29 protein-coding genes are annotated in these 25,892 nt (G+C 68.7%); 17 read left to right on the forward strand and 12 right to left on the reverse strand.

Annotated features, from left to right (window positions below; translation table 11 throughout):
* Nucleotides 1-19: 19 nt before the first annotated feature.
* The 4 genes from A5655_RS14760 (at nt 20) to A5655_RS14775 (ending at nt 2,450) form a co-directional block, all read left to right on the forward strand.
* Nucleotides 20-484 (forward strand): DUF4395 domain-containing protein, encoded by a 465-nt coding sequence (locus A5655_RS14760; protein ID WP_067011200.1) that lies wholly within the window; start codon nt 20-22, stop codon nt 482-484.
* 37 nt (nt 485-521) lie between these two features.
* Nucleotides 522-1,355 carry a sulfurtransferase gene (locus tag A5655_RS14765; protein ID WP_067011201.1) on the forward strand — a complete coding sequence of 278 codons (834 nt, stop codon included), beginning with the start codon at nt 522-524 and terminating at the stop codon, nt 1,353-1,355.
* A 1-nt stretch (nt 1,356) separates the two neighbouring features.
* Nucleotides 1,357-1,659: a DUF1416 domain-containing protein gene (locus A5655_RS14770; protein ID WP_067011202.1), complete on the forward strand. Its 303-nt coding sequence runs from the start codon at nt 1,357-1,359 to the stop codon at nt 1,657-1,659.
* A gap of 143 nt (nt 1,660-1,802) precedes the next feature.
* Nucleotides 1,803-2,450 carry an FABP family protein gene (locus A5655_RS14775; RefSeq protein WP_067011203.1) on the forward strand — a complete coding sequence of 216 codons (648 nt, stop codon included), beginning with the start codon at nt 1,803-1,805 and terminating at the stop codon, nt 2,448-2,450.
* Nucleotides 2,451-2,698: 248 nt separating this feature from the next.
* Here the strand turns inward: A5655_RS14775 and A5655_RS14780 are convergent, their stop codons facing one another.
* Nucleotides 2,699-3,565 (reverse strand): aminodeoxychorismate lyase, encoded by an 867-nt coding sequence (locus A5655_RS14780; protein ID WP_156764868.1) that lies wholly within the window; start codon nt 3,563-3,565, stop codon nt 2,699-2,701.
* 122 nt (nt 3,566-3,687) lie between these two features.
* On the opposite strand from A5655_RS14780, the gene A5655_RS14785 reads away from it, so the two are divergent.
* Nucleotides 3,688-4,770, forward strand: coding sequence for a folate-binding protein YgfZ (locus A5655_RS14785; protein ID WP_067011205.1), 1,083 nt, complete (start codon nt 3,688-3,690; stop codon nt 4,768-4,770).
* Between the two features lie 147 nt (nt 4,771-4,917).
* Entirely contained in the window at nt 4,918-5,094 is a 177-nt protein-coding gene (locus A5655_RS27165; protein WP_082978663.1) for a DUF3073 domain-containing protein, read from the forward strand.
* Between the two features lie 49 nt (nt 5,095-5,143).
* On the opposite strand, the gene purM is transcribed toward A5655_RS27165, so the two are convergent.
* The 6 genes from purM to A5655_RS14815 all read right to left on the reverse strand — a co-directional run bounded on the left by purM (nt 5,144) and on the right by A5655_RS14815 (nt 12,074).
* Nucleotides 5,144-6,238, reverse strand: coding sequence for a phosphoribosylformylglycinamidine cyclo-ligase (purM, locus tag A5655_RS14790; RefSeq protein ID WP_067011206.1), 1,095 nt, complete (start codon nt 6,236-6,238; stop codon nt 5,144-5,146).
* Between the two features lie 71 nt (nt 6,239-6,309).
* On the reverse strand, nt 6,310-7,836 hold the full coding sequence (gene purF / locus A5655_RS14795; protein ID WP_067011207.1) for an amidophosphoribosyltransferase: 1,527 nt from the start codon (nt 7,834-7,836) through the stop codon (nt 6,310-6,312).
* 138 nt (nt 7,837-7,974) lie between these two features.
* Nucleotides 7,975-8,364 carry a sterol carrier family protein gene (locus A5655_RS14800; RefSeq protein ID WP_067011208.1) on the reverse strand — a complete coding sequence of 130 codons (390 nt, stop codon included), beginning with the start codon at nt 8,362-8,364 and terminating at the stop codon, nt 7,975-7,977.
* Nucleotides 8,365-8,367: 3 nt separating this feature from the next.
* Nucleotides 8,368-8,973, reverse strand: coding sequence for a CPBP family intramembrane glutamic endopeptidase (locus tag A5655_RS14805; RefSeq protein WP_197508704.1), 606 nt, complete (start codon nt 8,971-8,973; stop codon nt 8,368-8,370).
* A complete protein-coding gene (gene purL / locus A5655_RS14810) occupies nt 8,970-11,267 on the reverse strand; it encodes a phosphoribosylformylglycinamidine synthase subunit PurL (RefSeq protein ID WP_067011210.1) in 2,298 nt (765 codons plus the stop codon). Before purL ends, A5655_RS14805 begins: the two co-directional genes overlap by 4 nt.
* Before the next feature lie 18 nt (nt 11,268-11,285).
* Nucleotides 11,286-12,074, reverse strand: coding sequence for a helix-turn-helix domain-containing protein (locus A5655_RS14815; RefSeq protein ID WP_067011211.1), 789 nt, complete (start codon nt 12,072-12,074; stop codon nt 11,286-11,288).
* A gap of 125 nt (nt 12,075-12,199) precedes the next feature.
* On the opposite strand from A5655_RS14815, the gene A5655_RS14820 reads away from it, so the two are divergent.
* Complete coding sequence (locus A5655_RS14820) at nt 12,200-12,592, forward strand: nuclear transport factor 2 family protein (RefSeq protein WP_067011212.1); 393 nt, start codon at nt 12,200-12,202, stop codon at nt 12,590-12,592.
* Between the two features lie 78 nt (nt 12,593-12,670).
* Here the strand turns inward: A5655_RS14820 and A5655_RS14825 are convergent, their stop codons facing one another.
* Together A5655_RS14825 and A5655_RS14830 are read right to left on the reverse strand one after the other, a co-directional pair.
* Nucleotides 12,671-13,018: a VOC family protein gene (locus tag A5655_RS14825; RefSeq protein ID WP_067011213.1), complete on the reverse strand. Its 348-nt coding sequence runs from the start codon at nt 13,016-13,018 to the stop codon at nt 12,671-12,673.
* A gap of 14 nt (nt 13,019-13,032) precedes the next feature.
* Nucleotides 13,033-14,289 (reverse strand): M18 family aminopeptidase, encoded by a 1,257-nt coding sequence (locus A5655_RS14830; RefSeq protein WP_197508695.1) that lies wholly within the window; start codon nt 14,287-14,289, stop codon nt 13,033-13,035.
* A gap of 51 nt (nt 14,290-14,340) precedes the next feature.
* On the opposite strand from A5655_RS14830, the gene A5655_RS14835 reads away from it, so the two are divergent.
* The 3 genes from A5655_RS14835 (at nt 14,341) to A5655_RS14845 (ending at nt 16,962) form a co-directional block, all read left to right on the forward strand.
* Nucleotides 14,341-15,360: a Dyp-type peroxidase gene (locus A5655_RS14835; RefSeq protein ID WP_067011215.1), complete on the forward strand. Its 1,020-nt coding sequence runs from the start codon at nt 14,341-14,343 to the stop codon at nt 15,358-15,360.
* Entirely contained in the window at nt 15,357-16,154 is a 798-nt protein-coding gene (locus tag A5655_RS14840; protein ID WP_067011216.1) for a family 1 encapsulin nanocompartment shell protein, read from the forward strand. Before A5655_RS14835 ends, A5655_RS14840 begins: the two co-directional genes overlap by 4 nt.
* 67 nt (nt 16,155-16,221) lie before the next feature.
* Nucleotides 16,222-16,962, forward strand: coding sequence for an SDR family NAD(P)-dependent oxidoreductase (locus A5655_RS14845; RefSeq protein ID WP_067011217.1), 741 nt, complete (start codon nt 16,222-16,224; stop codon nt 16,960-16,962).
* 2 nt (nt 16,963-16,964) lie between these two features.
* On the opposite strand, the gene A5655_RS14850 is transcribed toward A5655_RS14845, so the two are convergent.
* Both A5655_RS14850 and A5655_RS14855 read right to left on the reverse strand, forming a co-directional pair.
* Nucleotides 16,965-18,665 carry an MOSC and FAD-binding oxidoreductase domain-containing protein gene (locus A5655_RS14850; RefSeq protein ID WP_067011218.1) on the reverse strand — a complete coding sequence of 567 codons (1,701 nt, stop codon included), beginning with the start codon at nt 18,663-18,665 and terminating at the stop codon, nt 16,965-16,967.
* 25 nt (nt 18,666-18,690) lie between these two features.
* Nucleotides 18,691-19,407: an SDR family oxidoreductase gene (locus A5655_RS14855; protein ID WP_067011219.1), complete on the reverse strand. Its 717-nt coding sequence runs from the start codon at nt 19,405-19,407 to the stop codon at nt 18,691-18,693.
* 158 nt (nt 19,408-19,565) lie between these two features.
* Here A5655_RS14855 and A5655_RS14860 point away from each other — a divergent pair, with 158 nt between their 5' ends.
* The 6 genes from A5655_RS14860 to A5655_RS14885 all read left to right on the forward strand — a co-directional run bounded on the left by A5655_RS14860 (nt 19,566) and on the right by A5655_RS14885 (nt 24,849).
* Nucleotides 19,566-20,438 carry an alpha/beta fold hydrolase gene (locus tag A5655_RS14860; RefSeq protein ID WP_067011220.1) on the forward strand — a complete coding sequence of 291 codons (873 nt, stop codon included), beginning with the start codon at nt 19,566-19,568 and terminating at the stop codon, nt 20,436-20,438.
* A gap of 76 nt (nt 20,439-20,514) precedes the next feature.
* Complete coding sequence (locus A5655_RS14865) at nt 20,515-21,210, forward strand: TetR/AcrR family transcriptional regulator (RefSeq protein WP_067011221.1); 696 nt, start codon at nt 20,515-20,517, stop codon at nt 21,208-21,210.
* Entirely contained in the window at nt 21,203-21,853 is a 651-nt protein-coding gene (locus tag A5655_RS14870) for a TetR/AcrR family transcriptional regulator (protein ID WP_067011222.1), read from the forward strand. Before A5655_RS14865 ends, A5655_RS14870 begins: the two co-directional genes overlap by 8 nt.
* A 369-nt stretch (nt 21,854-22,222) precedes the next feature.
* Nucleotides 22,223-22,927 (forward strand): haloacid dehalogenase type II, encoded by a 705-nt coding sequence (locus A5655_RS14875; RefSeq protein WP_067011223.1) that lies wholly within the window; start codon nt 22,223-22,225, stop codon nt 22,925-22,927.
* The gene (locus tag A5655_RS14880) at nt 22,924-24,378 is read left to right on the forward strand and encodes an NAD(P)/FAD-dependent oxidoreductase (protein WP_067011224.1); all 1,455 of its coding nucleotides are present in this window, start codon (nt 22,924-22,926) and stop codon (nt 24,376-24,378) included. Before A5655_RS14875 ends, A5655_RS14880 begins: the two co-directional genes overlap by 4 nt.
* Before the next feature lie 3 nt (nt 24,379-24,381).
* Complete coding sequence (locus A5655_RS14885) at nt 24,382-24,849, forward strand: cupin domain-containing protein (protein WP_067011225.1); 468 nt, start codon at nt 24,382-24,384, stop codon at nt 24,847-24,849.
* Here the strand turns inward: A5655_RS14885 and A5655_RS14890 are convergent.
* Entirely contained in the window at nt 24,843-25,241 is a 399-nt protein-coding gene (locus A5655_RS14890) for a VOC family protein (RefSeq protein WP_067011226.1), read from the reverse strand. The two genes, A5655_RS14885 and A5655_RS14890, sit on opposite strands and share 7 nt — an antisense overlap.
* Nucleotides 25,242-25,374: 133 nt before the next feature.
* Between A5655_RS14890 and A5655_RS14895 the strand changes: the two genes are divergently transcribed.
* Complete coding sequence (locus A5655_RS14895) at nt 25,375-25,845, forward strand: hypothetical protein (RefSeq protein ID WP_067011227.1); 471 nt, start codon at nt 25,375-25,377, stop codon at nt 25,843-25,845.
* The last annotated feature ends 47 nt before the right edge of the window (nt 25,846-25,892 follow it).

Here is a 25,892-nt window from a genome sequence, read left to right on the forward strand (position 1 = left end):
GATTTCTAGGAGCGATACCGTGCCGAGCAGCACCACCGCCGTCGAGCCGGAGCGCGTCGACGTCCGTGGACCCCGGTTCGCCGCCTGGGTCACGACCGCGGTCCTCGTCGTCGCGCTTGTTGTTTCGGCCGCCAGTCCGTTGGCGGCCGCCGTCATTCTCGGGGCACAGGCCGTGGTCTTCGCGATCGGCGCCGTCGGCGGCCCGCGCCGGCATCCCTATGGTCGGGTGTTCGCCACCGTCGTGGCGCCCCGGCTTGGGCCGGCCACCGAGCGCGAACCCGTCGCGCCGCTGAAGTTCGCCCAACTGGTCGGCTTGATCTTCGCGGTAGCCGGCGCGGCGGGATTCGCCGCCGGCGCCTTCCTGGTCGGAGTCATCGCCACCGCATTCGCGCTGGGTGCCGCCGTCCTGAACGCGGCCTTCGGCATCTGCCTGGGTTGCCAGCTCTACCCGCTGGTCGCACGCTTGCGACCGACTCCCTCCTAGCCCCGATTCATCAGCAGCAATCGAAAGGAATCCATCCATGGCACGCTCCGACGTCCTGGTCTCCGCGGACTGGGCCCAGAGCAATCTCGACGCCGAGAACGTCGTCTTCGTGGAAGTGGACGAGGACACCAGCGCGTACGACACCGGTCACATCCCCGGCGCGATCAGGCTGGACTGGCGCACCGATTTGCAGGACCCGGTCAAGCGCGACTTCGTCGACGCGCAACAATTCTCCAAGCTGCTGTCCGACCGCGGCATCGCGAACGACGACACCGTGATCCTCTACGGCGGCAACAACAACTGGTTCGCCGCGTACGCCTACTGGTATTTCAAGCTGTACGGCCACGAGAAGGTCAAGCTGCTCGACGGCGGCCGCAAGAAGTGGGAGCTCGACCGGCGGCCGATGTCCACCGACACGGTCAGCAGGCCGGCCACCTCGTACACCGCCGCCGCACCGGACAACAGCATCCGGGCGTTCCGCGACGAGGTCATCGCGGCCATCAACGTCAAGAACCTCGTCGACGTGCGCTCCCCGGACGAGTTCTCCGGCAAGATCCTCGCCCCGGCGCACCTGCCGCAGGAACAAAGCCAGCGACCCGGCCACGTCCCGGGCGCGATCAACGTCCCGTGGAGCAAGGCCGCCAACGAGGACGGCACCTTCAAGTCCGACGAGGAGCTGGCCCAGCTGTACGCCGACGCGGGCCTGGACGGCACCAAGGAAACCATCGCGTACTGCCGGATCGGCGAACGTTCGTCGCACACCTGGTTCGTGCTGCAGGAATTACTCGGCCACAAAAACGTCAAGAACTACGACGGCAGTTGGACGGAATACGGCTCCCTGGTGGGCGCCCCGATCGAGTTGGGAAGCTGATATGTGCTCTGGACCGAAGCAAGGACTGACGTTGCCCGCCAGCGTCGACCTCGAGAAGGAAACGGTCATCACCGGACGCGTTGTGGACGGCGCCGGTCAGGCGGTGGGTGGCGCGTTCGTCCGCCTGCTGGACTCGTCGGACGAGTTCACGGCCGAGGTGGTCGCGTCGGCCACCGGTGACTTCCGGTTCTTCGCCGCGCCGGGATCCTGGACGCTGCGGGCGCTGTCTCCCATCGGCAACGGCGACGCCGTGGTGGCGCCGTCGGGCGCCGGCGTTCACGAGGTCGACGTCAAGATCGCCTGACGAACCGGCCGGTCCCCTAGGACCGGCGGGACGAATAGACTCGTTCCCGTGGTGCTCTTCTTCGAGATCATGCTGGTCGTCGCGGTCGTGGTCATCTCATGGTTCGCGCTGTACACCCTCTACCGACTCATCACTGACGAGTCGTGACGTCCGACAACCCCACGGCTTCCGGCGACCGTGCCGTGGCTGCCGCCGCCGAACGCGCCAAGGTGACCGCCGCCCGCAACATCCCCGCCTTCGACGACCTGCCCGTCCCCGCCGACACCGCGAATCTGCGGGAAGGCGCCAACCTCAACGACGCGCTGCTGGCGCTGCTGCCGCTGGTCGGGGTGTGGCGCGGCGAGGGCGAGGGCCGCGGAGCCGACGGCGACTACCGGTTCGGTCAGCAGATCGTGGTCTCCCACGACGGCGGCGACTACCTGAATTGGGAAGCCCGCTCCTGGCGGCTGGACGAGGCGGGCGAGTACCGGGAACCCGGCCTGCGCGAGACGGGCTTCTGGCGGTTCGTCAGCGATCCCGACGATCCGACCGAGTCGCAGGCCATCGAGTTGTTGCTGGCCCATTCCGCCGGCTATGTCGAACTGTTCTACGGACGGCCGCGCACCCAGTCGTCGTGGGAGCTGGTGACCGACGCCCTGGCCCGCAGCCGGTCGGGTGTGCTGGTCGGCGGGGCCAAGCGGCTCTACGGAATCGTCGAGGGCGGCGATCTCGCCTACGTCGAGGAGCGGGTGGACGCCGACGGCGGTCTGGTGCCGCATCTTTCGGCGCGCCTGTCGCGGTTCGCCGGGTAGATCGGAGTCTCGCCGGACATGGGGCGGCCCCCGAGCACATCTCCGGTTGGACAAAAACCGGAACTCGGGGGCCGGGTGGCTACGGGGAATTCGCCAGCGCGCGTTGATCGCCGACTCTTCCGAGCCATTGCAGCTAGCGCGTAGCCACCTCACATGTCCATGAAGCTATCAATTTCGCGGACCACCTCCTTCCCTGTGTACGGCCGACGGTACCTGCCATCCCGCGAGCCGACAACAGAATTCAGCGCTCAGCGATCGCTGACGATGGCCGCGTCGACCAGTTCGGCGAATTCGGTGGTGATCGGGGATCGCAGCAGTCGACGTCCGTCGAGGGTGTGCACCCGAGCCGCCAGGGTCATGCTCGAAATCAGCCAGATGCCTTGGGCGGCATGCAGATCGGCGACCCGAAGCGCGCGATAGTCACAGTCGTAGCCCTTGGCCCGGGCCACCTCGAAGAGCGCCTGCTGCGTGGTGCCCCGCAGGATCGGATACCAGGGCGGCGGCGTCAGCAGGCAGGGATTCCCGTCCGCGCCCGGTTCGGCGGCGATCACGACCGTCGAGCGTGGGCCCTCCAGGACGTAGCCGTCGGAGCTGATGAAGATGACGTCGCCGGCGCCCTGCCGGGCGGCGTGGCGCAACGCGGCCATGTTGACCGCGTACGACAGCGTCTTGGCTCCGGCCAGCAGCCACGGCATGACGTCGGCGCCCCGGGCCGGCAGTCCTCGATCCAGCGTCATCGCCGAGAGCCCGTCGCGCCGAACCGCGTTCACCCTTTCCGGGACGGCGCTGACCATCACGTAGGCGGTCGGCGCCGAACCGCTCTCGCGGCCGCGGGTGTAGATCAGGCGCATCGCGCCTTCGTCGGAGGTGCCGGCGGTCCATCGCCGCGTCGCCTCCTCGATGGCGTTTCGCCACGTGGCGAGGTCCGGGGCGGGCAGGTCCATCATCTTGGCGGACTGCGTCAGGCGCTGCAGGTGGGAGCCGACCAGACAGGCGCGGCCGTCGCGCACCAGCAGCGTCTCGAAGATTCCGTCGCCGCGAACGGCCGCCAGCTCGTCGGCGTGCAGCAGCGGCTTTCCCGGGGGATGCGCCTCACCGTCCAGCGTGACGATCACACCCGTCCGGTCGGCCATGGAGGGTAAGCCTAGCCGCGAGCGTGCGGCCAGCCGCACCGTCGCGGTCGAGCGTGCGGCTGGCCGCACACTCGGCGCAGCGCCCCGTACGTAGAGTTGATTGCGTGAATCCGGTTCCCGCACCCGATCCCGGGCCCGACGCCGGCGCGGTCTGGCACTACGGCGATCCGCTGGGCGAGCAGCGGGCGGCCGAGACCGGCGCGGTGCTGGTCGACCGCTCGCACCGCGCGGTCCTCACCCTGACCGGTAAAGACCGCCAGACCTGGCTGCACACCATCTCCACCCAGCACGTCAGCGAACTCCCCGACGGCGCGACCACGCAAAACCTCAGCCTCGACGGGCAGGGCCGCGTCGAGGACCACTGGATTCAGACCGAGCTGGGCGGCACGACCTACCTCGACACCGAACCGTGGCGGGGTGAGCCGCTGCTGGAATACCTGCGCAAGATGGTGTTCTGGTCGGAGGTCACCCCGAGCGGCGCGGACCTGGCGGTGTTGTCGCTGCTGGGCCCGCGGCTGGAAGACCGGGCGGTGCTCGACGCGCTGGGGCTGGACGCTTTGCCGGCCGAGCTGACCGCGGTTCGGCTCGCCGGTGACGGCTTTGCGCGCCGGATGCCCGGTTCCCCCGGCGGCCAGATCGAATTGGACGTGCTGGTTCCGCGCGGCGAGGCCGCCGCCTGGCGGGACCGCCTGGCGCCGGCCGGCGTCCGCGCGGCCGGGGTCTGGGCGTACGAGTCCCACCGGGTGGCGGCGCTGCGGGCCCGACTCGGCGTCGACACGGACGAGCGCACGATCCCGCACGAGGTGGGCTGGATCGGCGCGGCCGTGCACCTCGACAAGGGCTGCTACCGCGGGCAGGAGACCGTCGCGCGGGTGCACAACCTGGGCAAACCGCCGCGGATGCTGGTGTTGTTGCACCTCGACGGATCGGCGGAGCGGCCCGCCACGGGAGACGCGGTACTCGCCGGTGGCCGCGCCGTCGGACGCCTCGGAACCGTGGTCGAGCACGTGGACCTCGGGCCGGTGGCGCTGGCGCTCGTCAAGCGCGGCCTGCCCGCGGACACCGAGCTGACGACCGGCGCGCAGGGCGACGTCGCGGCGGCAATCGACGCCGATTCCCTGCCCGCCACCGAACACGTCGGCGCCGGACGGCGAGCCGTTGAACGGTTGCGGGGCGGTGCGAGATAATCGTCGATGACGTCCGCCACAGCGGACAGGGGTCACCGACACCCGACCGTGAGGCACGGTAAACTGTCGGCAGGACAATAACGACACCAAGAGATCGGAGCCGCCTACTCGTTAGGCCGCTCCGTTATTGCGCGAGGGGGTTCCCCCATGGGCCGCGGCCGGGCTAAGGCAAAGCAGACCAAGGTTGCACGAGAACTCAAATACAGTTCCCCGCAGACCGATTTCCAGCGGCTTCAGCAGGAACTGTCGGGCACGACCGCCGACGAACCCGGCGACGACGGCCAAGACGAATCTTGGGATGACGCCGACGACTGGCGTCGCTGAACCTCTAACTACCACTGTGCCGATGCGCTGAGCATCGGCACAGTTTCTGTCAGAACCTCGGGTGCTGCCCGACCAGCTTGGCCCGCGGGCCGTCTTTTCCGCCTTTGCCGACGGTGCCCAGCACCCAGCAATTCAGGTGCCGCGCGGTCAAGATGGCCCGGGCGCGGTCGGTGTCTTCGGGAGCGACGATCGCGATCATGCCGACGCCCATGTTGAAGGTCTTCTCCATCTCCTCGCGCGTGACGCGGCCCCGCTGGGCGATCATGGCGAACACCGGCGCGGGCGTCCACGTGCCGCGGTCGACCTCCGCGACCAGCCCGGGCGGGATGACGCGTTGCAGGTTGCCCGCCAGCCCCCCGCCGGTGACATGGCAGAACGTCCGGACCTGGGTCTCGGCGATCAGCGCCAGGCAGTCTTTGGCGTAGATGCGGGTCGGCTCCAGCAGTTCTTCACCGAGGGTGCGGCCAAACTCTTCGACGTAACCGGCCAGGTTCATCCGGTCGATCTCGAGCAGGACGCTGCGGGCCAGCGAGTAACCGTTGGAATGCAGGCCGGACGAGCCCATCGCGATGATGACGTCGCCGGGTTTGACGCGGTCGGCGCCGAGGACGTCGTCGGCCTCGACGACGCCGACACCGGTGGCCGAGATGTCGTAGTGGTCGGGTTCCATCAGGCCCGGGTGTTCGGCGGTCTCACCGCCCAGCAGCGCGCAGCCCGCGCGCACGCAGCCCTCGGCGATGCCGCTGACGATCGCGCTCAGGCGTTCCGGGACCGTCCGGCCGACGGCGATGTAGTCCTGCAGGAAAAGTGGCTCGGCGCCGCACACGACGAGATCGTCGACCACCATGGCGACCAGGTCCAGGCCGACGGTGTCGTGCTTGTCCATCGCCTGGGCGACCGCCAGCTTGGTGCCGACGCCGTCCGTGGAGGCCGCCAGGACCGGCTCGCGGTAGTCGCCGCGCAGCGCGAACAGCCCGGCGAACCCGCCCAGCCCGCCGCGCACCTCGGGGCGGGTGGCCTTGGTGGCCAACGGCTTGAACAGCGCGACGGCGCGCTCACCGGCTTCAATGTCCACCCCAGCCGCCGCGTAGGTGATGCCCTGGCTGCCCGGGTTTCGTCCGGGGCTTTTTGAGGGATCCGTCATCGCGATAAAGGCTACCGGGCGGCGCTTCGCGCCGGTATCAAACGTCTTTGAAGCACCGGGAAAGGCTTCGGTCAGCGCACGATCGGCACTTCATCGGGTGCCAGATCGTCGAGCGCGGCTCCGCGCGCGGCGTTGGCGAGCATGTGCTCGATGACGTTCTTGCCCAGGGCCGATTCCTCGGGCAGTTCGATCGGGTACTTGCCGTCGAAGCAGGCGGTGCAGAGCCGCGACGCGGGCTGCTCGGACGCCGCGACCAGGCCGCGCAGCGAGATGTAGCCCAGCGTGTCGGCGCCGATGGCGTGCCGGACCGCCTCGAGCATCTCCTCTTTGTCCGCGACGGCGTTGGCGATCAACTCGGCGGGCGACGGGAAGTCGATGCCGTAGAAGCAGGGCCACTTCACCGGCGGCGACGCGATGCGCACATGCACCTCGAGGGCGCCGGCCTCGCGCAGCATGCGCAACAACGCCCGCTGGGTGTTCCCCCGCACGATCGAGTCGTCGACGACGATGAGCCGCTTGCCGCGGATCACCTCTTTGAGCGGGTTGAGCTTCAGCCGGATGCCGAGCTGGCGGATGGTCTGCGACGGCTGGATGAACGTGCGCCCGACGTAGGCGTTCTTCATCAGGCCCTGCCCATACGGGATGCCGGACTCCTGGGCGTATCCGACGGCGGCCGGTGTGCCCGACTCCGGCACGCCGATCACCAGGTCGGCCTCGACCGGGCATTCGCGCGCCAGGCGGCGACCGATGTCGACGCGGGTGGCGTGCACCGAGCGGCCGGCGATCGTGCTGTCGGGCCGCGCGAGGTAGACGTATTCGAAGACGCAGCCCTTGGGCTCGGGGTTGGCGAATCGCGTAGAGCGCACGCCGTCGGCGTCGATGGCCAGCAGCTCGCCGGGCTCGATGTCGCGGACGAACGAGGCGCCGACGATGTCCAGCGCGGCCGTTTCGGACGCCACCACCCAGCCGCGGTCGAGCCGTCCGAGCGAAAGCGGCCGCACCCCATAGGGATCGCGGCACGCATACAGGGTGTTCTCGTCCATGAACGTCAGGCAGAACGCCCCGCGCACCGTCGGCAGCAGCTCCAGCGCCGCCTGTTCGAGCGTGGCGTCGGCCGCGCCGTGGGCCAGCAGCGCGCCCAGGATGTCGGAGTCCGTCGTCGCCGGCGCGGGGTATCGGGTGCCCATCAACCCCTCGTCGCGGGCCCGCGCCGCGAGTTCCGCCGTGTTGACCAGATTCCCGTTGTGCCCCAACGCAACCCCGGTGCCGGCCGCGGTGTTGCGGAACACCGGCTGGGCGTTTTCCCACGTGGTGTCGCCCGTGGTGGAGTAGCGGCAGTGCCCGATGGCGACGTGACCCTGCATCGCGGCCAGCGTCTGCTCGTCGAACACCTGGCTGACCAGGCCGAGGTCCTTGAAGACCAGCACCTGGGATCCGTCGGCGACGGCGATGCCCGCGGCTTCCTGCCCGCGGTGCTGCAGCGCGTACAGGCCGTAGTAGGTGAGTTTGGCGACGTCCTCGCCCGGGGCCCAGACCCCGAATACGCCGCACTCCTCACGGGGGGAGTTCAGGTCCTGCTCGGATTCCTGCACGGTCACGGTTCGGCGGCTCCCTGGCGAACGATTGGTGACGTACCGGAGTCTACGGGCAGTACGGGCGCGCCGCCGAATCCGACGGGCGTGTTGAGCGCCGAAAATTCCGATTCATAACTCTAAACCTGCAGTTCAGGGTTGTATTCAGCTGACACCGAACAGGGGCAACCAGTGGCCAATTTCACCCGCCCGGGAGCCCGACAGCCGCAGCGTCCCGGCCGACCTCGCCTCCTCGAGCGGCAAAAGCCCGGTGGCCAGGCGAAGCCAGGTCCGCGGATCGGTCTCCACCACGTTCGGTGGCGTGCCGCGGGTGTGCCGCGGCCCGGAGACGCACTGGACGGCGGCGAACGGCGGGATCCGGACCTCGACGCTGGCACCCGGCGCCACCGCGGCCAGGGTCCGCGCCGTGAGCCGCACGGCGGTGGCCAGGGCGTTCCGGTCGGGCGCCGGCTGGGCATCGTCGCGCAGCCAGTCCAGCACGGCCAGCACCGCCTGCCGGGTCTGTGCCGGGTCGGCGCTGTGACGGGCGGGCATACCTCAGGGTTGCACGGCCACCGCGGCGATCGCACCGGCCTCGTTGATGGCCAGGTGTGTAAGCATCGGCGCGGCGAGGCTGCCGGAACGGTCGGCCAGCCAACCGAACAGCCAGCCCGCGACACCGGTGACCAGCACCGTGCCCAGCACCGGTGCGCCCGTCGCCCGCGCGTCCGGGATATGCGAGAGCCCAAAAGCGGTGGCCTGCAACAGCCTTCCGCCGCGTTGCGCAAAGGCGTGGGAGCCCACGGCGGCCAGCGCGGCGCGGAAGGCGGCCTCTTCGGCCCAGACGGTGCCGACGGGGATGCGTAGCAGCAGCCAACCCGGAATGGAGGCCGGCGGCTCGCTGGCCGCCATCGAGGCGCGCACCAACGGCAGTGCGGTCGTCGCGGCGATCGCGCTGGCCGCGGCGGCGCCGGCCGCCGACCCCAACCGCATCCCGGCCCACAGCCGCGGCGGGCGCAGGCCGAGCGGCGCGCGGGTCACCGACACCAGCAGCGCACCCACGCCGGCCTGCAGCGTCACCCGCCACACCGGGGGCAGCCGCGGGCTGACAAAGCTCCAGCCGACGAGGACGGCGGCCAACGCCAGCGCGCGATAACGGCCTATCCGAAGAATCGCGGCAGCACCGCCTCGGAGGTCTCGCGCAGTTCGGCCAGCGACACGGTGAACAGGCCCTGCACCTCGACGGCGTCCGAGGCCTGATCGACGACACCGATGCGGGTGGCGGGCAGCCCCCTCGCCTCGCACATCGAACGGAACCGGCTCTCCTCGGTGCGCGGCACCGCCACCAACACCCGGCCGGCCGATTCGGAGAACAACATCACGAACGGGTCGGTGTCCTCGGGAAGCACGATGCGGCAACCGGTTTCACCCGCGAGCGCCGCTTCGACGATGGCCTGGGCGAGGCCGCCCTCGGACAGGTCGTGCGCCGCGGACACCAGCCCGTCGCGCGACGCCGAGGTCAGCACCTCGGCCAGTAGCTTTTCCCGCGCCAGGTCCACGGCGGGAGGCACCCCGCCCAGGTGGTCGGCGGTCACCTGCGCCCACACCGAACCGTCGAACTCGTCGCGGGTATCGCCCAGCAGCAGCAGGGTTTCCCCGGGTTCGGCGCCCAGGCCGGTGGGAATGCGCCGCGCCACATCGTCGATCACGCCGAGCACGCCGACCACGGGCGTGGGCAGGATCGCCGCCGACCCGGTCTGGTTGTAGAAGCTCACATTGCCGCCGGTCACCGGAATCCCAAGGGCCGCACAGCCATCGGCCAGCCCGCGGACCGCCTGCGAGAACTGCCACATCACCCCGGGGTCTTCGGGCGAACCGAAGTTGAGGCAGTTGGTCACCGCGACCGGGGTCGCGCCGGTGACGGCGACGTTGCGGTACGCCTCGGCCAGCGCGAGTTGGGCCCCGGCGTAGGGGTCCAGCAGCGTGTAGCGGCCCGACGCGTCGGTCGACACCGCGATGCCGCGGCCGGTCGACTCGTCGACGCGCAGCACCCCGCCGTCGGCGTGCTCGGCCAGCACGGTGTTGCCGCGCACGTAGCGGTCGTACTGTTCGGTGATGAACGCGCGGCTGCACAGGTGTGGACTGCCCAGCAGCGCAAGCAGAGTCGCGCGCAGCTCGTCGCCGGTGGCCGGCCGGGGCAGGCCCGTCGACCGGTCGGCGTTCAGGGCGTCCTGCGATTCGGGACGCGCGACCGGCCGCTGATACACCGGCCCCTCGTGGGCCACGGTGCGCGGCGGCACGTCGACGACGGTCTCGCCCCGCCAGGTGATCCGCAACCGGTCGCCATCGGTGACCTCACCGATGACGGTGGCCAGCACCTCCCACTTGCGGCACACCGCCATGAAGGCGTCCACGTTCTCCGGCGCCACCACGGCGCACATGCGCTCCTGCGACTCACTGCACAGCACCTCGGCCGGCGTCATCTCCTTGGCCCGCAGCGGCACGGAATCGAGCTGAACCGCCATTCCGCCGTCCCCAGCAGACGCCAATTCGGAAGTGGCGCAGGCCAATCCGGCTCCGCCGAGGTCCTGGATGCCGATCACCAGGCCGCCGGCGTACAGCTCGAGGCAGCACTCGATGAGCACCTTCTCCATGAAGGGGTCGCCGACCTGAACGGAGGGCAGCTTCTTGCGCGAGTTTTCCGCATCGAAAGTGTCCGACGCCAGCACCGACACCCCGCCGATGCCGTCCAGCCCCGTCCGCGCGCCGAACAGGATGATCTTGTTGCCCGTGCCCGACGCGAACGCCAAATGCAGGTCCTCCTGGCGCAATACGCCGATGCACATCGCGTTGACCAACGGGTTGCCCGCGTAGCACGCGTCGAACACGGTCTCGCCGCCGATGTTCGGCAGCCCCAGCGAGTTGCCGTAGCCGCCGATGCCGCGGACCACCCCGTCGACGACGCGGCGCGTGTCGGGCGCGTCGGCGGCGCCGAACCGGAGCTGGTCCAGCACGGCGACCGGGCGCGCGCCCATGGCCATGATGTCGCGGACGATGCCGCCCACGCCGGTGGCCGCGCCCTGGTAGGGCTCGACGTAGGACGGGTGGTTGTGCGATTCCACCTTGAAGGTGACGGCCCAGCCGTCGCCGATGTCGACGACGCCGGCGTTCTCGCCGATGCCCGCTAGCATCCCGGCCCGCATCTCGTCGGTGGTGGTCTCACCGAAGTAGCGCAGGTGCACCTTCGACGACTTGTACGAGCAGTGCTCGCTCCACATCACCGAGTACATCGCCAGCTCGGTGTCGGTGGGACGCCGGCCCAGGATCTCCCGGATTCGCTGATACTCGTCGTCCTTGAGGCCGAGTTCGTGAAACGGCTGCGGCTGGTCGGGGCTGCTGGCGGCGTGTTCGACGGTGTCGACGGCCTGGATGCGCGCACTCGTCGGAGAGACAGTCACCCGAACAGTGTAAGAGCGCTACCTGCCGCGCAGCAGGCTGGCGCTTTCGGCGTCGGCGGGATAGAACAGCTCGACGGCGAGCTCGGCGAGGGTGACGTCGAGCGGGGTCCCGAACGTCGTCAGGGTCGTGAACATCGACAGCCGTTGTCCGCCGCCGGCATCGAGGTCGAACGGCACGAGCAGCGCGGCGTTGTCCGGCGGCGAGCTCCACGCCGTGGCGGCGGCCGCGACTCCCGGGTATCCGCGCACCTCCTCGTGGAGCGCCCGCAACGCCGGGTCGCCCGTGAGCGCGATGGTGCGCCGCAGTTGGTGCAGCAGGTATCCGGCCCATTCGGGGAAATTGAGCGTCCGCGCGGCCAGCCCGTCGGGGTGCAGGGACAACCGGTAAACGTTCGCCGGCGGCCCGAGCAGCTCTTCGGGCAGACCCGCGGTCAGGGCGGACGCGGCGGCGTTGGTCCCGACGATGTTCCAGGCACGGTCGATCACGATGCCCGGGTAGGGATCGTGGGCGTCGAGGAGGCGCTGCACCGCGTCGCGCGCCGGGGAGAGCGCGCCGTCCTCGAGCGGGCGCGACTGGTAGCGCGGGGCAAACCCGGCGGCCAGCAGCAGCGCGTTGCGTTCGCGCAACGGAACGTCCAGGCCCTCGGCGAGCGCGAGCACCATTTCGGGGCTGGGGCGGGAGCGCCCGGTCTCGATGAAGCTCAGGTGCCTCGCCGACACACCGACGCTCAGCGACAGGTCGAGCTGGCTGACCCGTCGGCGCGTGCGCCATTCGCGCAGCAGGACACCGACCGTCGCGTGGCTCACGAAGCCACGGTAACCAGGCGCACGTATCCGTAGCGATGACCTCGGAGGTAATTGTGTCGCCGCACGACGCCGACACAGGCTTGACCTGACGCGCTCGATCGGAGCGCCCGAGCCAAGGAGGAACGATGACAGACGTCCAATCAGCCCCGAAGTTCAGCGCCGAGGTGTTCGCCGCGTATTGGGCGGCGCCCACCATGTCGCGCGGCTTTGACATCCTGGCCGACGACATCGTCGGCTACTGGCCGGGTGACCCCGAGCCGGTCCGAGGCATCGAGCCCTACACCGCTAAGATCGCCGAATTGCTGGACGCCGCACCGGATTTGAAGCTCGAGGTGGTGGACAGCGCGACGGTGCCCGGCGCCGCCGAGGGCGAGGAGCTGGTGTTCTTGCACTATGTGGGTCGCGGCACCGGCCCGGACGGGCCGTTCCAGATCCGCGGGATCGACCGGGTGCGCACCCGCGACGGGATCGTCGTGGAGAACGTCATCCGCTACGAACCGGTCTTCGTGGGGCACTGAGCGCTGTTGCGCTCGAGGCTTTTCGTGTGAATCCAGGGCGGGATTTCGGCGATTTTCCCGCCCTGGGTTCACACCCCGCTACTGCTTTACGACGCAGAACACGTTGCCCTCGGGGTCGGCCAGCACCACCCAGCGAAAGGTGTCCCCGAACTGGTGCCGGCCGAGCTCGGTCGCCCCGGCGGCCGTCAGCCGCGAAACCTCGGCGTCGACGTCGGCCGCGCTCAAGTCGAGGTGCACCCGGTTCTTTCCCGGAGTGGGATCGGGCACCTTCTGGAACCCGAGCCGCAGCCCCTCCGGGTAGGTCACCGCCGTGAACTCGTCGGCGAGGATGACATGTGTCTTACCGCCGAACTGTTCGGCCCACCACCCGGCCAGCACGTCCGGATCGCCGCAGTCGAACGTCACCATTTCCACGTTTAGCGTCATGGCCGGATCGTAGGTCAGCGGGGCGACAGAAAGGCTTGCAGCGCGGCGGAATAGGCCGCCACGTCGTGCGCGCCCATCAATTCCCGCGCGGAATGCATCGCGAGCTGCGGGGCGCCGACGTCGACGGTCGGGATGCCGGTCCGCGCGGAGGCCAGCGGCCCGATCGTCGAACCGCACGGCAGGTCGGCCCGGTGCTCATAACGCTGCAACCCGACCCCGGCCTGCCGGCAGGCCAGCTCGAACGCCGCCGCGGTGGGGCCATCGGTGGCGTACCGCAGATTGGGGTGGACCTTGAGCACCGGCCCGGCGTTGACCTCGATCAGGTGGCCGGGCTCGTGCCGCTCGGGGTAGTTCGGGTGGGTGGCGTGGGCCATGTCGGCCGACGCCAGCAGCGACACCGGCAGCCGGCGCAGGAAGTCCTCCCGGTCGCCGCCGGCCGCGAGCACGATCCGCTCCAGGACGGTGCCGAGCAGGTTCGACTGCGCGCCGCGATCCGACGTCGATCCGACCTCCTCGTGATCGAAGAGGACGAGTACCGGCAGGAAGCCCGCCGGTTCGGCCGCGACCAACGCCTCCAGGCCCGCGTAGCAGCTGGCCTGGTTATCCAACCGGGGCGCGCTCAGCAGGCTGGCGTCGGCGCCGATCACCGTCGATGGCGTGAGGTCGTGGGTCATCAGGTCGGCGGACAGCACATCGGCCGCCGCGACCCCGGCCCGCTCGGCGACGTAGTCCAGGAACGAACCCCGTTGTTCCCCAACGCCCCAGACCGCGTTGACGTGTCGCTGCGGGTCCAGCGTGACCGACTTGCGATCCTCGGCCAGGTGGATCGCCAGCTGCGGGACCCGCAGGATCGGATCGTCGATCCGGACCAGCCGCTGGCCGACCCCGCCGCCCTCCCTGATCGACAGCCGCCCGCTGATGCCCAGGTCTCGGTCCAGCCAGGAGTTCAGCCAAGCGCCCCCGTACGGCTCGAGCGCCACCACCCGCCAACCGGCGACCGACCGGTCCGGGCGCTGTTTGACCCGCAGGTTGGGGCTGTCGGTGTGTGCGCCGACGATCCGGAACGGCCCGTCGGGGCCGTCCGAATTCCAGGCGACCAGCGATCCGGCCCGCACGACGAAGTAGCGCCCCGGTCGGTCCGGCCAGCGGTCGGTTTCGGCGACTTCGGCGTACCCCGCTTCGGCCAGCCGCGCGGCCGCCGTCGCGCAGGCGTGAAACGGCGACGGTGATGCGTCGACGAATTCGCAGAGGCCTGCGGCGCTGGCCGGCATGGTGACCATCATGGCTGTCGGCCTCGCCGTCGCCACGATAGGGTCGGCAGAGTGCCGCCGGTTCAGCCCCAACCCATCCTCCAGCCGCTGACACCGGCCGCGATCTTTCTCGTGGTCACCATCGACGACGGTGGGGAGGCGATGGTGCACGACGCGCTGCCGGGAATTTCCGGGCTGGTGCGCGCGATCGGTTTCCGCGAGCCGCCCAAACGGTTGTCGGCGATCGCCTCGATCGGCTCCGACGCCTGGGACCGCCTGTTTTCCGGGCCGCGTCCCGCCGAACTGCATCCGTTTGTCGCGCTGAAGGGCCCGCGGCACACCGCCCCGGCCACACCGGGCGACCTTTTGTTCCACGTCCGGGCCGAAAGCCTGGACGTGTGTTTCGAGTTGGCCGACCGCATCCTGCGCTCGATGGCCGGCGCGGTCACCGTGGTCGACGAGGTGCACGGATTCCGGTACTTCGACAACCGCGACCTGCTGGGCTTCGTGGACGGGACGGAAAACCCCGACGGCCCAATCGCCGTCAGCGCCACCGCCATCGGCGATGAGGATCCCGAGTTCGCCGGCTCCTGCTACGTGCACGTACAGAAGTACGTGCACGACATGTCGTCGTGGAATTCGCTGTCGGTCACCGAGCAGGAAATGGTGATCGGCCGAACGAAGCTGGAAGACATCGAACTTGACGACGACGCCAAGCCCGACAACTCCCACATCGCCCTCAACGTCATCACCGACGACGACGGCACCGAATTGAAGATCGTGCGGCACAACATGCCTTTCGGCGAGTTGGGCAAGGCCGAGTTCGGCACGTACTTCATCGGGTATTCGCGGACGCCGACCGTCACCGAACGCATGCTGGAGAACATGTTCCTCGGTGACCCGCCCGGCAACACCGACCGGATTCTGGACTTCTCCACCGCGGTCACTGGCGGGCTGTTCTTCTCCCCCACCGTCGATTTCCTCGACGACCCACCGCCCCTGCCGGCGCCACTGGCCACAGCGCGGCCAGTCGCCCCGGCTTCCAACGACGGTTCACTCGCGATCGGCAGCCTGAAAGGAACCTCTCGATGAACAACCTCTACCGCGACCTGGCGCCCGTCACCGAAGTCGCCTGGGCGGAGATCGAATTGGAGGCCACCCGGACCTTCAAGCGCCATATCGCGGGTCGGCGCGTCGTCGACGTGAGTGAGCCCGGCGGACCGGTCACCGCGTCGGTCAGCACCGGCCGGCTCCTCGATGCCGACGCACCCACCGACGGGGTGGTGGCGCACCTGCGAGAGAGCAAACCCCTTGTCCGCCTGCGTGTTCCGTTCACGCTGTCGCGCTACGAGATCGACAACGTCGAGCGCGGCGCGAACGACTCCGACTGGGACCCGGTCAAGGAGGCGGCCAAGAAGCTGGCGTTCGTCGAGGACCGTGCCATCTTCGAGGGCTACGCCGCCGGGTCGATCGACGGCATCCGCACTTGCAGCTCCAACCCGACGTTGAAGCTGCCCGAGGATCCCCGCGACATGCCCGACGCCATCTCGCAGGCGCTGACCGGGCTGCGGCTGGCCGGTGTCGACGGCCCGTATTCGGTGCTGCTGGCCGCCGACGTCTACACCAAGGTCAGCGAGACGACCGAGCACGGCTATCCCATCCGCGAGCACCTGAACCGTTTGGTCGACGGGGACATCATCTGGGCACCCGCCATCGACGGAGCCTTCGTGCTGACCACTCGCGGCGGCGATTTCGACCTGCAGTTGGGCACCGACGTCGCGATCGGGTACCTCAGCCACGACGCCGACACCGTGCAGCTGTATCTGCAGGAGACGCTGACGTTCCTGTGCTACACCGCCGAGGCGTCGGTCTGCCTGGCCCCGTAGGAATAATTTCGCCGGGGTCGTCGCTTGGGGAAGGCAAGTGAACGTTTCTGGCGAAGGCAGGGTTTTGATGGGTGCAGCATTGGCCGGGTCGACCGCTCTGGTCACCGGCGCCACATCTGGGATCGGCCGCGCGATAGCGCTGCAACTCGCGGATCGCGGCGCCGAGGTCTTGGTACACGGGCGCAGTGCGGAGCGTGGCGCCGACGTGGTGCGCGAAATCGAAAGTTCGGGTGGCAAAGCCCGTTTCATCGCCGCGGATCTCGGTGACGCCGACGACGTGCGGCGGCTGGCCGCCGAGGCGGGACAGGTGGACATCCTGATCAACAACGCCGGCATCTACAAATTCGGCGAAACCACCGACACCGACGACGCGACCTTCGACGAGCATGTCAACGTCAACATCCGCGCGCCGTTCATCCTGGTCCAACAGCTTGCGCCGGCGATGGCTCAGCGCGGCGGCGGCGCCGTGGTCAATGTCAGTACCCTCGCCGCGTCGGTGGCGGCGCGCGGCACCGGCATCTACGGCGCGAGCAAGGCCGCCCTCGAACAGCTGACGCGCGTGTGGGCCGACGAGTTCGGCAAGTTCGGAGTGCGGGTGAACGCGTTGGCCGCGGGCCCTACCGACACGCCCGGCGCCAACGTGCTGCCGGGCTTGGTCGAGGGGCTGGGCGCGACCACGGCCCTGGGCCGGCCGGCCGATCCTTGCGAGATCGCCAGCGCGGTCGTCTTTCTCGGTTCTCCCGAGGCCAGCTACATCAACGGTGCCGTCCTGCACGCGACGGGCGGACAACTCGCGATCGCGCCGTAACTTCAGAGGTCCAACACCAGGTCGCTGCTCGGCGCGGCCGAGCAGATCAGCACTTCCCCGTCGCCGGGCTCTTCCAGCGGTGCCTGCACGTATTTCGTCGTCCCGGCCACGACGCCGGTCACGCAGACGTGACATACCCCGCTTCGGCACGAGAATCGCGTCGGGACGTCGCAGGCCTCGGCGAGGTCGAGGATGCTGGCATAGCCCGGCGCCCAATTGACGGTCAACCCGCTGCGCGCGAAGGTAACCGACGGCCCGGTCCCGGGAGTGCCGGCGGGCGGGTGCGGCGGCGTGCGCTCCCCCGTGGCGACGACGCCGGGGTTGATCGCCGGGAGGGCACCGAAGAGTTCGCTGTGAACGTTCGCGGGGTCGAAGCCGGCGGCGGTGAGACAGTCGCGGACATCGGTCATGAATTGCGTTGGGCCGCAGAGGTAAACGGTGGCATCGGAGGGCAGGCCCAGGGCGGCGATCGACTCCTGGTTCAGACGGCCCTGCGTTTCGGTGTAGAAAACCCGCGCCCGAGCGTGCGGCAGCGAATCGATGAGCGCGGCAACTTCGCCGGCAAAGGCCTCGGTTTCGGGATTGCGGGTGGTGTGCAACCACCAAACGTCGCGACCGCTGGCAGCGGCCGACAGCGCGTGCAGCATCGCCAGGACGGGCGTAGCGCCGACTCCCGCCGAGAACAGCACCACCGGGTTCGTGGCCTCGGTGAGGTAGAAGTCGCCGCGCGGCGCGGCGGCTTCGATTACCGCCCCCGGCTGGATGTGGGCGTGCAGCCAGCGGCTCACCAGGCCGTGCTCTTCGCGCTTGACGCTGATCCGGTAGACCCCCTCGGCGGGATCACCCGAAAGCGAGTAGCTGCGCAGCGGCGCCGGATCCCCGGCGCCGGTGATTCGCACGGGCAGGTACTGCCCCGGAAGCGGCGGGGGCAACGCGGTGTGGTCCGCGGACTCGAGGCGAATCGACAAGACCTGCGGGCTTTCCCGGCATATTTGGGTGACGCGTAACGGACGAAACCCGCCCCACGCCGGTTCGGCGCCGGCTTGTGCTGCCGCGCCGGCTGATTCGGCCAGCATGTCACGGAAGGACTGTTGCCAGCCGGGGCTCAGCGCCGGGACCTCGACGACCTTCCGGAGCATCCCGATGTCGCGGTTGGGCAGATACAACAGCGCGTCGACGTCGGCGACGCTGAGCTCGTGACGGCCGCGCCGGGTCCGCACGACGGCATCGCCCGCGCAAACCTTGCCCTCGCTGATCACACGGAAATAGAAGCCTGGGCGATGTTGGGAGACAAGCAGATTGGGTATCTTCGGTTCCTTCAGGCGCATGCCGACCCGGAAGCAGGTGACGCGCGGCTGGGTGACCTCGAATTCCGCCTCGCCGATGCGGTAGCGATCACCGATGCATACCTCGTCGTCGGGAAGCCCGCTGATCGTGAAATTCTCGCCGAATTGACCCGCTTCCAGGTCGTCACGGCCGAGGTAGTTCCTCCAAAAGTCATACGACTCAACCTGATAAACCATGACCGCGCGTTGCTCGCCGCCGTGGCCGCCGAGGTCGCCCTGCCCGTCACCGTCGATGTTTAGGCGGCGCACCATTACCGGCCCTTCGACAGGTGTCTTCCATATCCCCGTGTGGACGGTTTCGTCACGCCATCGGACGTCCTTGGGCATGCCCACATTGACCGAAACCAGCGTGCCCATCGCATCTCCTCGAGAGTGCCTCAGCCTAGACCAGCGGTTCGCCCCCGTCCACCTTCAACGTCACACCCGTCATGAACGTGTTGGTCATCGCGAACAGAGCGGCGTCGGCGATGTCGTCGGCCGTCCCGATTCGCCCCACCGGGTTGCCCTCGGCGATGTCCTTGAAGTAGTCCCGCTTGCCGTCCTCGCCGAACGCGTCCCAGGCTCCGGTGTCGATCACTCCGGGAGAAATCGCATTGACCCGCAGCGGAGCAAGTTCGACGGCCAGCCAGCGGGCGAGGAAGTCGACGGCGCCGTTCGTGATGCCCACGCCCAGATAACCGACGTTGTGCTTGAACGCGTGCACTCCTGAGAACAGCACGAACGAGCCGCCCGATTTCATCTGAGGCGCAAAGTGTTTGGCCAGCATGGCGGGCCCGATGACCTTTGTGTCGAAGGAGAGCTGAAGCTTCTGCCGGTCTAGGTCGCGCAGCTTCCCACGTGCACGAGCCGAGGCGGTCGATACCACGTGGTCGACCGCGCCCAGCCGCCCGGCTAGGTCGGCGATCGACTCGTCGTCGGTGATGTCGACGGCCTCGGCGGTGATGTCGCTGTCGCTGTAGGCGGCGGCCAGTTTGGCGCGATCCCGCCCGGCGACGACGACCCGCGCACCTTCAGCCTGCGCGAGCATGGCGATGGCGTGGGCGATCCCGCTGCCCCGCCCGACCACCACGACCGTTCTGTCCCGCAATGCGTTACCCACCGTGCGCCCGCTCCTCCGGTACAAATGGGATGCCCAGCCCAGAATATGGCACACCCCGGCGCCAATGACAACCTGTCAGATCGCCCCGAGGCTGTCGCACGACACCGATTTTGGTGCATACTGGGTCGTATAACCCAGAAAGGTCCGGAGGAAATAGGATGCCGGTCGTTCATCATCGCTACGCCACCGTCGACGGTCGTCGGCTGTTCTTCCGCGAGGCGGGCGATCCCGCGGCGCCGGCGCTTCTGCTGCTGCACGGGTTTCCCACCAGCTCGCACATGTTCCGCAACCTGATACCGCAGCTGGCGGACCGCTACCACGTGATCGCGCCCGACCACTTGGGCTTCGGGCTCTCGGACGCCCCACCGGTCGAGGAATTCGACTACACCTTCGACGCACTGACGGACCTGACCGCGGGACTGCTCCGCATGCTCGGCGTCGACCGCTACGCGATGTACGTGCAGGACTACGGTGCCCCGATCGGGTGGCGGCTGGCACTGCGCGACCCTTCCGCCGTCACGGCGATCATCACCCAGAACGGCAACGGCTACGACGCCGGATTCGTCGAGAGCTTCTGGAAAGTGTTGTGGGCCTATCAGACTGCGCCGACGCCCGACACCGAGGCGGCGGTGCGGCAGTTCCTCACGCTGGAGGCCACCCGGTGGCAATACATCACCGGCGTCGCCGACGAGACGCTGGTCGATCCGGAATGCTGGCATCACGATTACGCGCTGATCTCCCGGCCCGGCAACGACGAAGTGCAACTGAAGCTGCTGCGCGACTACGCCACCAACGCTCCGCTCTATCCGCGCGTGCACGAGTATTTCCGCGCGACGCGGGTGCCACTGCTGGCCGTGTGGGGCCGCGGTGACGAAATCTTCGGCCCGGCGGGCGCGGAGGCATTCGCCGACGACTTGCCCGATGCCGAGATCCACCTGCTCGACGGGGGTCACTTCCTGCTCGAGTCCGCGCTGGACGACGTGGCACAGCTGATCCGCAACTTCCTCGCAAGGGTGGCCGTGGCCGCCTGACGGGCCCGTGGCCGCCACAGCCAGCAATGGGTTGAATATCCCATAGTTCGGGGCGGCCGCGGGTTAGCCTGACGCGATGGCAAATCCGGATGTTCAGGACGAACAACGGTTGACCGCCAAGGGGCAGGCCACCCGCGATCGGATCGTGGACGCGGCCGCCCAGCTGATCGTCACGGAGGGCCTGTCCGCGGCGAACATGGAGAACGTTCGCCGGGCGGCCTCGGTCAGCGGCTCCCAGCTTGGCCACTATTTCGCCGACAAGAGCGCGCTGATCCGCGCGGTCGTCAAGCGCCAGATCGGCGTGGTACTGGACTTTCACCGCCAGCCCCGGCTGGGCGGCCTGCAGTCGTTCGACGACTTCGAGCGGTGGATCGACCTCAACATGCGCTACCTCAGGCGTATCGGATACTTCGGCACGCCCACCTACCACGCCCTCGCCGCGCAGCTGGCGAAATCCGACGAAGCAACGCGCGAAACGCTGGGCGCCGGCTATCGGCAATGGATCGAGCTGGTCGAGGAGTCGATCCGGCGCATGAAGGACGGCGGCATTCTGGTCGCGGACGCCGAGCCGCGACGGATAGCGCTGGTCATCGTCAGCGCTCATCAGGGAGGCGGCACCCTGGCATTTACCTATCGAGCGGACTGGCCGCACGCCGACGCCGTCCGTTTCGCGGTCAACTATCTGCGCATGTTCGCCACCGATGCTGCCGAACGGATTCCGCGGGCCGCCCGGCGTGCCCGCGGTCGGCGCAGGACGGCGCAACGTGAGTGACGAAAGCGCACCGGGCTTCACCCGCAAGGGATTGGCGACCAGGGCGCGGATCATCGAGGTCGCCGCGCGGCTGATGTTCGAGCGCGGCGTCGCCAACACCAGCATCGAACACGTGCGGCGCCGCGCCAGGGTGAGCGGCTCGCAGATCTCGCACTACTTCAGCGACAAACGCGACCTGACCCGACACGTCATCGCCGCACGGCGCGACGACGTCCGGGCCTTCCACACCCGACCGTCGTTGGGTGCGCTCGACAGCTTCGAAGCCCTGCAATCGTGGGCGGACGCCGTCACCGCCGACATAGACGCCGTCTACCGCGTCGGCGGTTGCGTCTACGGCTCGTTGGCCGGCGAGCTGATCGACGCCGACGACGAGGTGCACGACGATCTCTCCGCCGGCTACGACCAGTGGATCGGGCTGTTTCAGGCCGGCCTCACGGCGATGCGGCGCCGTGGCGACCTGCGTCCCGACGCCGACCCGCGACACCTCGCCGCGTCGCTGGTCCTCGCACACCAGGGCGGCGCGACGGTGACCTACGCCACCGGTGATCCGGAGCCGATGCGGGCCGCCGTCATTGCCGCCGTCGACTACGTGCGTTCCTTCGCGGCACCGCCCCGCAAGACAGGCCGCAAAGGAAGAGCCTGACCGGCTCACGGGATATCCATCCTGGACATATTGGGTCTGTTAGCCCATAATACTGGGTTAGTTAGCCCATTCCGATGGACGCCGGCATGCCAGGGGATTCATCGCAGCAGTTCGACGCCGCGCGCATCACCATCCGCAGGGCCACCAACAGGTTTAGGAAGACGAAGCAATGTCAGTCAGCTCTTCACCCGACTGCCCACCGCACCGGCGGTGGTACGGGAGCACGCAACGCCGGCACGCGTCTTTTCGTTCGACCAGACTCACGAGGCCCACCGGGTTGCGGAGTAAGGAGAAGCTGGCGGCAACGTGGTCGTCGTGATGGACTGAGGCCGGACGTTCACGCGCCGAAGGACGCCGAGGAGGGTAGCCGTGCCGACAAACACGCCGTCCGTGCTGGTTTTCGACGTCAACGAGACGCTGCTCGACATCGAGTCCCTGGCACCGCTTTTCGCAGAGAAGTTCGGCGACGAACGGGTACTGCGCGAGTGGTTCGCCCAGCTCGTTATGTACTCGATGACGGTCACCCTGGCCGAGAGCTACGCGGACTTCCCGACGCTCGCCCAGGGCGTGCTGGGCATGCTCGGCGACGTCTACCACGTCACCATCGCCGACGACGATCTACGCCGCCTGAAAACCGGCATGCTCACGATGCCGGCACACCCGGATGCGGCCGAGGGGCTCTCCGCCCTGCGCGACAACGGATTTCGGCTCGTGACGTTGACCAACTCGCCGCCCAACCCGAACGGGCCGACGGCGCTGCAGAATTCCGGGCTGGGCGGCTTCTTCGAACACCAGTTGAGCGTCGATGCCCGCCGCGCCTTCAAGCCGGCCCCGACCGTTTACCGATACGTGTGCGAGGCGCTCGAAGTAGCGCCCGGCGATTGCATGATGGTGGCCGCACACGCGTGGGACACGCTCGGCGCACAAAAGGTCGGCTTCAGCTCGGCTCTGATCACCCGGCCGGGCAATCCACCGCTTCCTGTTGCTGGCCTGCCACAACCGGACCTCGTGGTGAGCGACATCCGCCAGCTGGCGGAGCGCCTCGTCGACGGAAGGAAGGACCTTCGAACATGACAGCACCCAGCGAGCGCGACTACGACGTCATCGTGCTCGGCGCCGGGCCGATCGGTCAGAATGCCGCGGAGCGCGCGCGGGCTGCGAATCTGCGCGTCGCGGTGGTCGAGCGCGAGCTCGTCGGAGGCGAATGTTCGTATTGGGCCTGCGTGCCCAGTAAAGCGTTGCTGCGCCCGGTGATTGCCGTCGCGGAAGTCCGGCGGGTCGACGGCGCGCGGGAGGCAGTCAGCGGTCCCATCAGCAGCCCGGGGGTCTTCGGCCGGCGCGACCGGTATGTCACCGATTGGGACGACACCGGCCAGGCCGACTGGGTGGCCGGAATCGGCGCCACGCTGATCCGCGGGCATGGGCGGCTGGACGGTCCGCGACGAGTCGCCGTCACGACGCCCGGCGGCGAGCAGCCGGTACTGACCGCGCGGCACGCGGTCGTGGTCTGCACCGGGAGCCGGCCCGCACTCCCCGACCTGCCCGGCATCGTCGAGGCCCGACCGTGGACCAACCGCCGGGCCACCGACAGCAGCCATGTCCCGGAGCGGCTGGCCGTCGTCGGCGCCGGTGGCGTCGGCGTCGAAATGGCCACCGCCTGGCAAGGATTGGGCTCACAGGTGACCCTCCTCGCTCGCGGCTCTGGCCTGTTGCCCCGCATGGAGCCCTTCGTGGGCGAACTCATCGGCCGCGGACTCGCGGAGGCGGGCGTGGATGTCCGCCTAGGAACTTCGGTCCGCGCGCTGCGCCGGACCGACGACGCGCGAGTCGTCCTCGACTTGGACGACGGATCCGAATTGGAAGTCAGCGAGGTACTTTTCGCCACGGGCCGCGCGCCGCTCACCGACGACATCGGCCTGGACACGGTCGGACTGACGCCGGGCAGCTGGCTCGACGTCGACGACACCTGCCGCGTGCGGGCCATCGAGGACGGCTGGCTCTATGCGGCGGGCGACGTCAATCACCGGGCCCTGCTGACCCATCAGGGCAAATACCAGGGACGAATCGCCGGTGCGGCCATCGGCGCGCGCGCGGCGGGAAAGCCGTTGGACACCGCGCCGTGGGGCGCGCACGCGACCACCGCCGACCATTACGCCGTGCCGCAGGCCTTCTTCACCGACCCGGAGGCCGCCGCGGTCGGCCTGACCGCGCGGCAGGCCGAGGAAGCCGGGCACCGCGTGCGAACGGTCGACGTGGAAATCGGCGACGCCGTGATGGGAGCCAAGCTCTACGCGGACGGGTACACCGGTCGAGCCCGGATGGTGGTGGATGCGGATCGTGGCCACCTGCTCGGACTCACGATGGTCGGACCCGGGGTCACCGAGATGCTGCACTCGGCGACCATCGCCGTCGCCGGCCAGGTGACCGTCGACCGGCTGTGGCACGCCGTGCCGTGCTTCCCGACGATCAGCGAAGTGTGGCTGAGGCTGCTCGAGGCCTATCGGGATGCGGCGGACGATAATTGACCCATGGCGACTTCAGACGGATTTCACCCCGACTTCGACGACTCGGCCACCGAACTCACGCGCCACCGCGTGCACCACGTCAAGGCGTCGGACATCAGTTCCGACACCGCCCAATCGGAGGGGCTGCGCCGGTTCGCCGCCCTGTCCGGCAAGTCGGTCGGCGCCGAGAAGCTGTGGATGGGTGAGACGCACGCGTTACCCGCAACCAAATCGTCGAACCATCATCACGGCGATTCAGAGACTGCGGTCTACGTGCGAAGCGGCAATCCGGAGTTCGTCTTCCACGACGGCGTCCGAGAAGTGCGCATCTCGACCGCGCCCGGAGATTACGTGTTCATCCCGCCGTATCTGCCGCACCGGGAGGAAAATCCAGACCCGAACTCCCCCGCGGAAGTCGTGATCGCGCGCAGCACCCAAGAGGCTATCGTCATCAACCTGCCCGAGCTTTACCCGCTGAAAGACGTTCAGTAGACCGCGATTTCGATGAGGTTCCCGTCGACGTCACGGCAATAATGCGAGGTCATCGGCCCCAGCGCCCCGGTTTTGGTCACCGGCCCCGAGACAATCTGGACCCCGCACGCGGTGAGGTGGGCGCGAACGTCCTCCGGCGTCGCCTGCGTGACGAAGCACAAGTCAGCGGAGCCGGCGGCTTCGGCGGACCCGGTCACCCAGTCGGGGTCGTCGGCCAGCGCCCCAATCGGCCGCAGGTTGATCTTCTGGTTCCCGAACGAGACGGCGGTTCGCTGCGACGGTCCGAACGTCTCTCGCCTCATGCCCAGCACCTGCTCGTACCACGACGCGGTGGCCCCAACGTCGTTGCAGTTCAACACGATATGGTCGATGCGTTCCACCGCGAAGCCCACCGCCAACCCTCCTCACCGCTGCGCGGCTGCCCCGACCGGGCTCCCCACGCTCAGCCAATTCTCAACATTTTCTTCGGTCCCGGCTAGCTCGGCTCAAAGGATCCGCCAAGCCAATGGCCTCACCATCGATCTCATGAAGACTGAGCCGGTCTGCGCGAACCAGGTCGAACGCTATCTGTGCACGCGCGGCAGCCGGTATTTCCGGGGCCGCCACGACGGCGAGTTTTTCTACGTCGCCAACACCCGCCCGCGGCGGCTGCACGTCCATCTCGAGGTCTGCCCGACGCAGGGCGACGTCTTGATCATCCGGGTGACCCCCGCGTGCTTCTTTCCCGTTGCGGACCGTCCCTGGCTGACGCACTTCGCCGACACCTGGAACGCGCAGGACCGTGAGGTCGTCGCGGTCGTGCACGGCTCGTCAGACCCGCAGCGCATCGGCGTGGTGGCACGCAGGTCGCAATGGATCCGCAAGGGCGTCTCCTTCGACGACTTTGCCGCCTTCGTCGACTCCGCCATCGCGGACGCGATCGACCTCTTCGGCCAGTTGGCCCCCGCCGTCGAGTTACCGTCGCCGGCGCCCCCGTTGCTGTGTGACGCCGGCTGAGGGGAGGCGAGCGTAACGCCACGGCGAAATTGTGGGCGGTATTTCGC

Source organism: Mycobacterium sp. 1081908.1, assembly GCF_001673535.1.
GTDB lineage: Bacteria > Actinomycetota > Actinomycetes > Mycobacteriales > Mycobacteriaceae > Mycobacterium.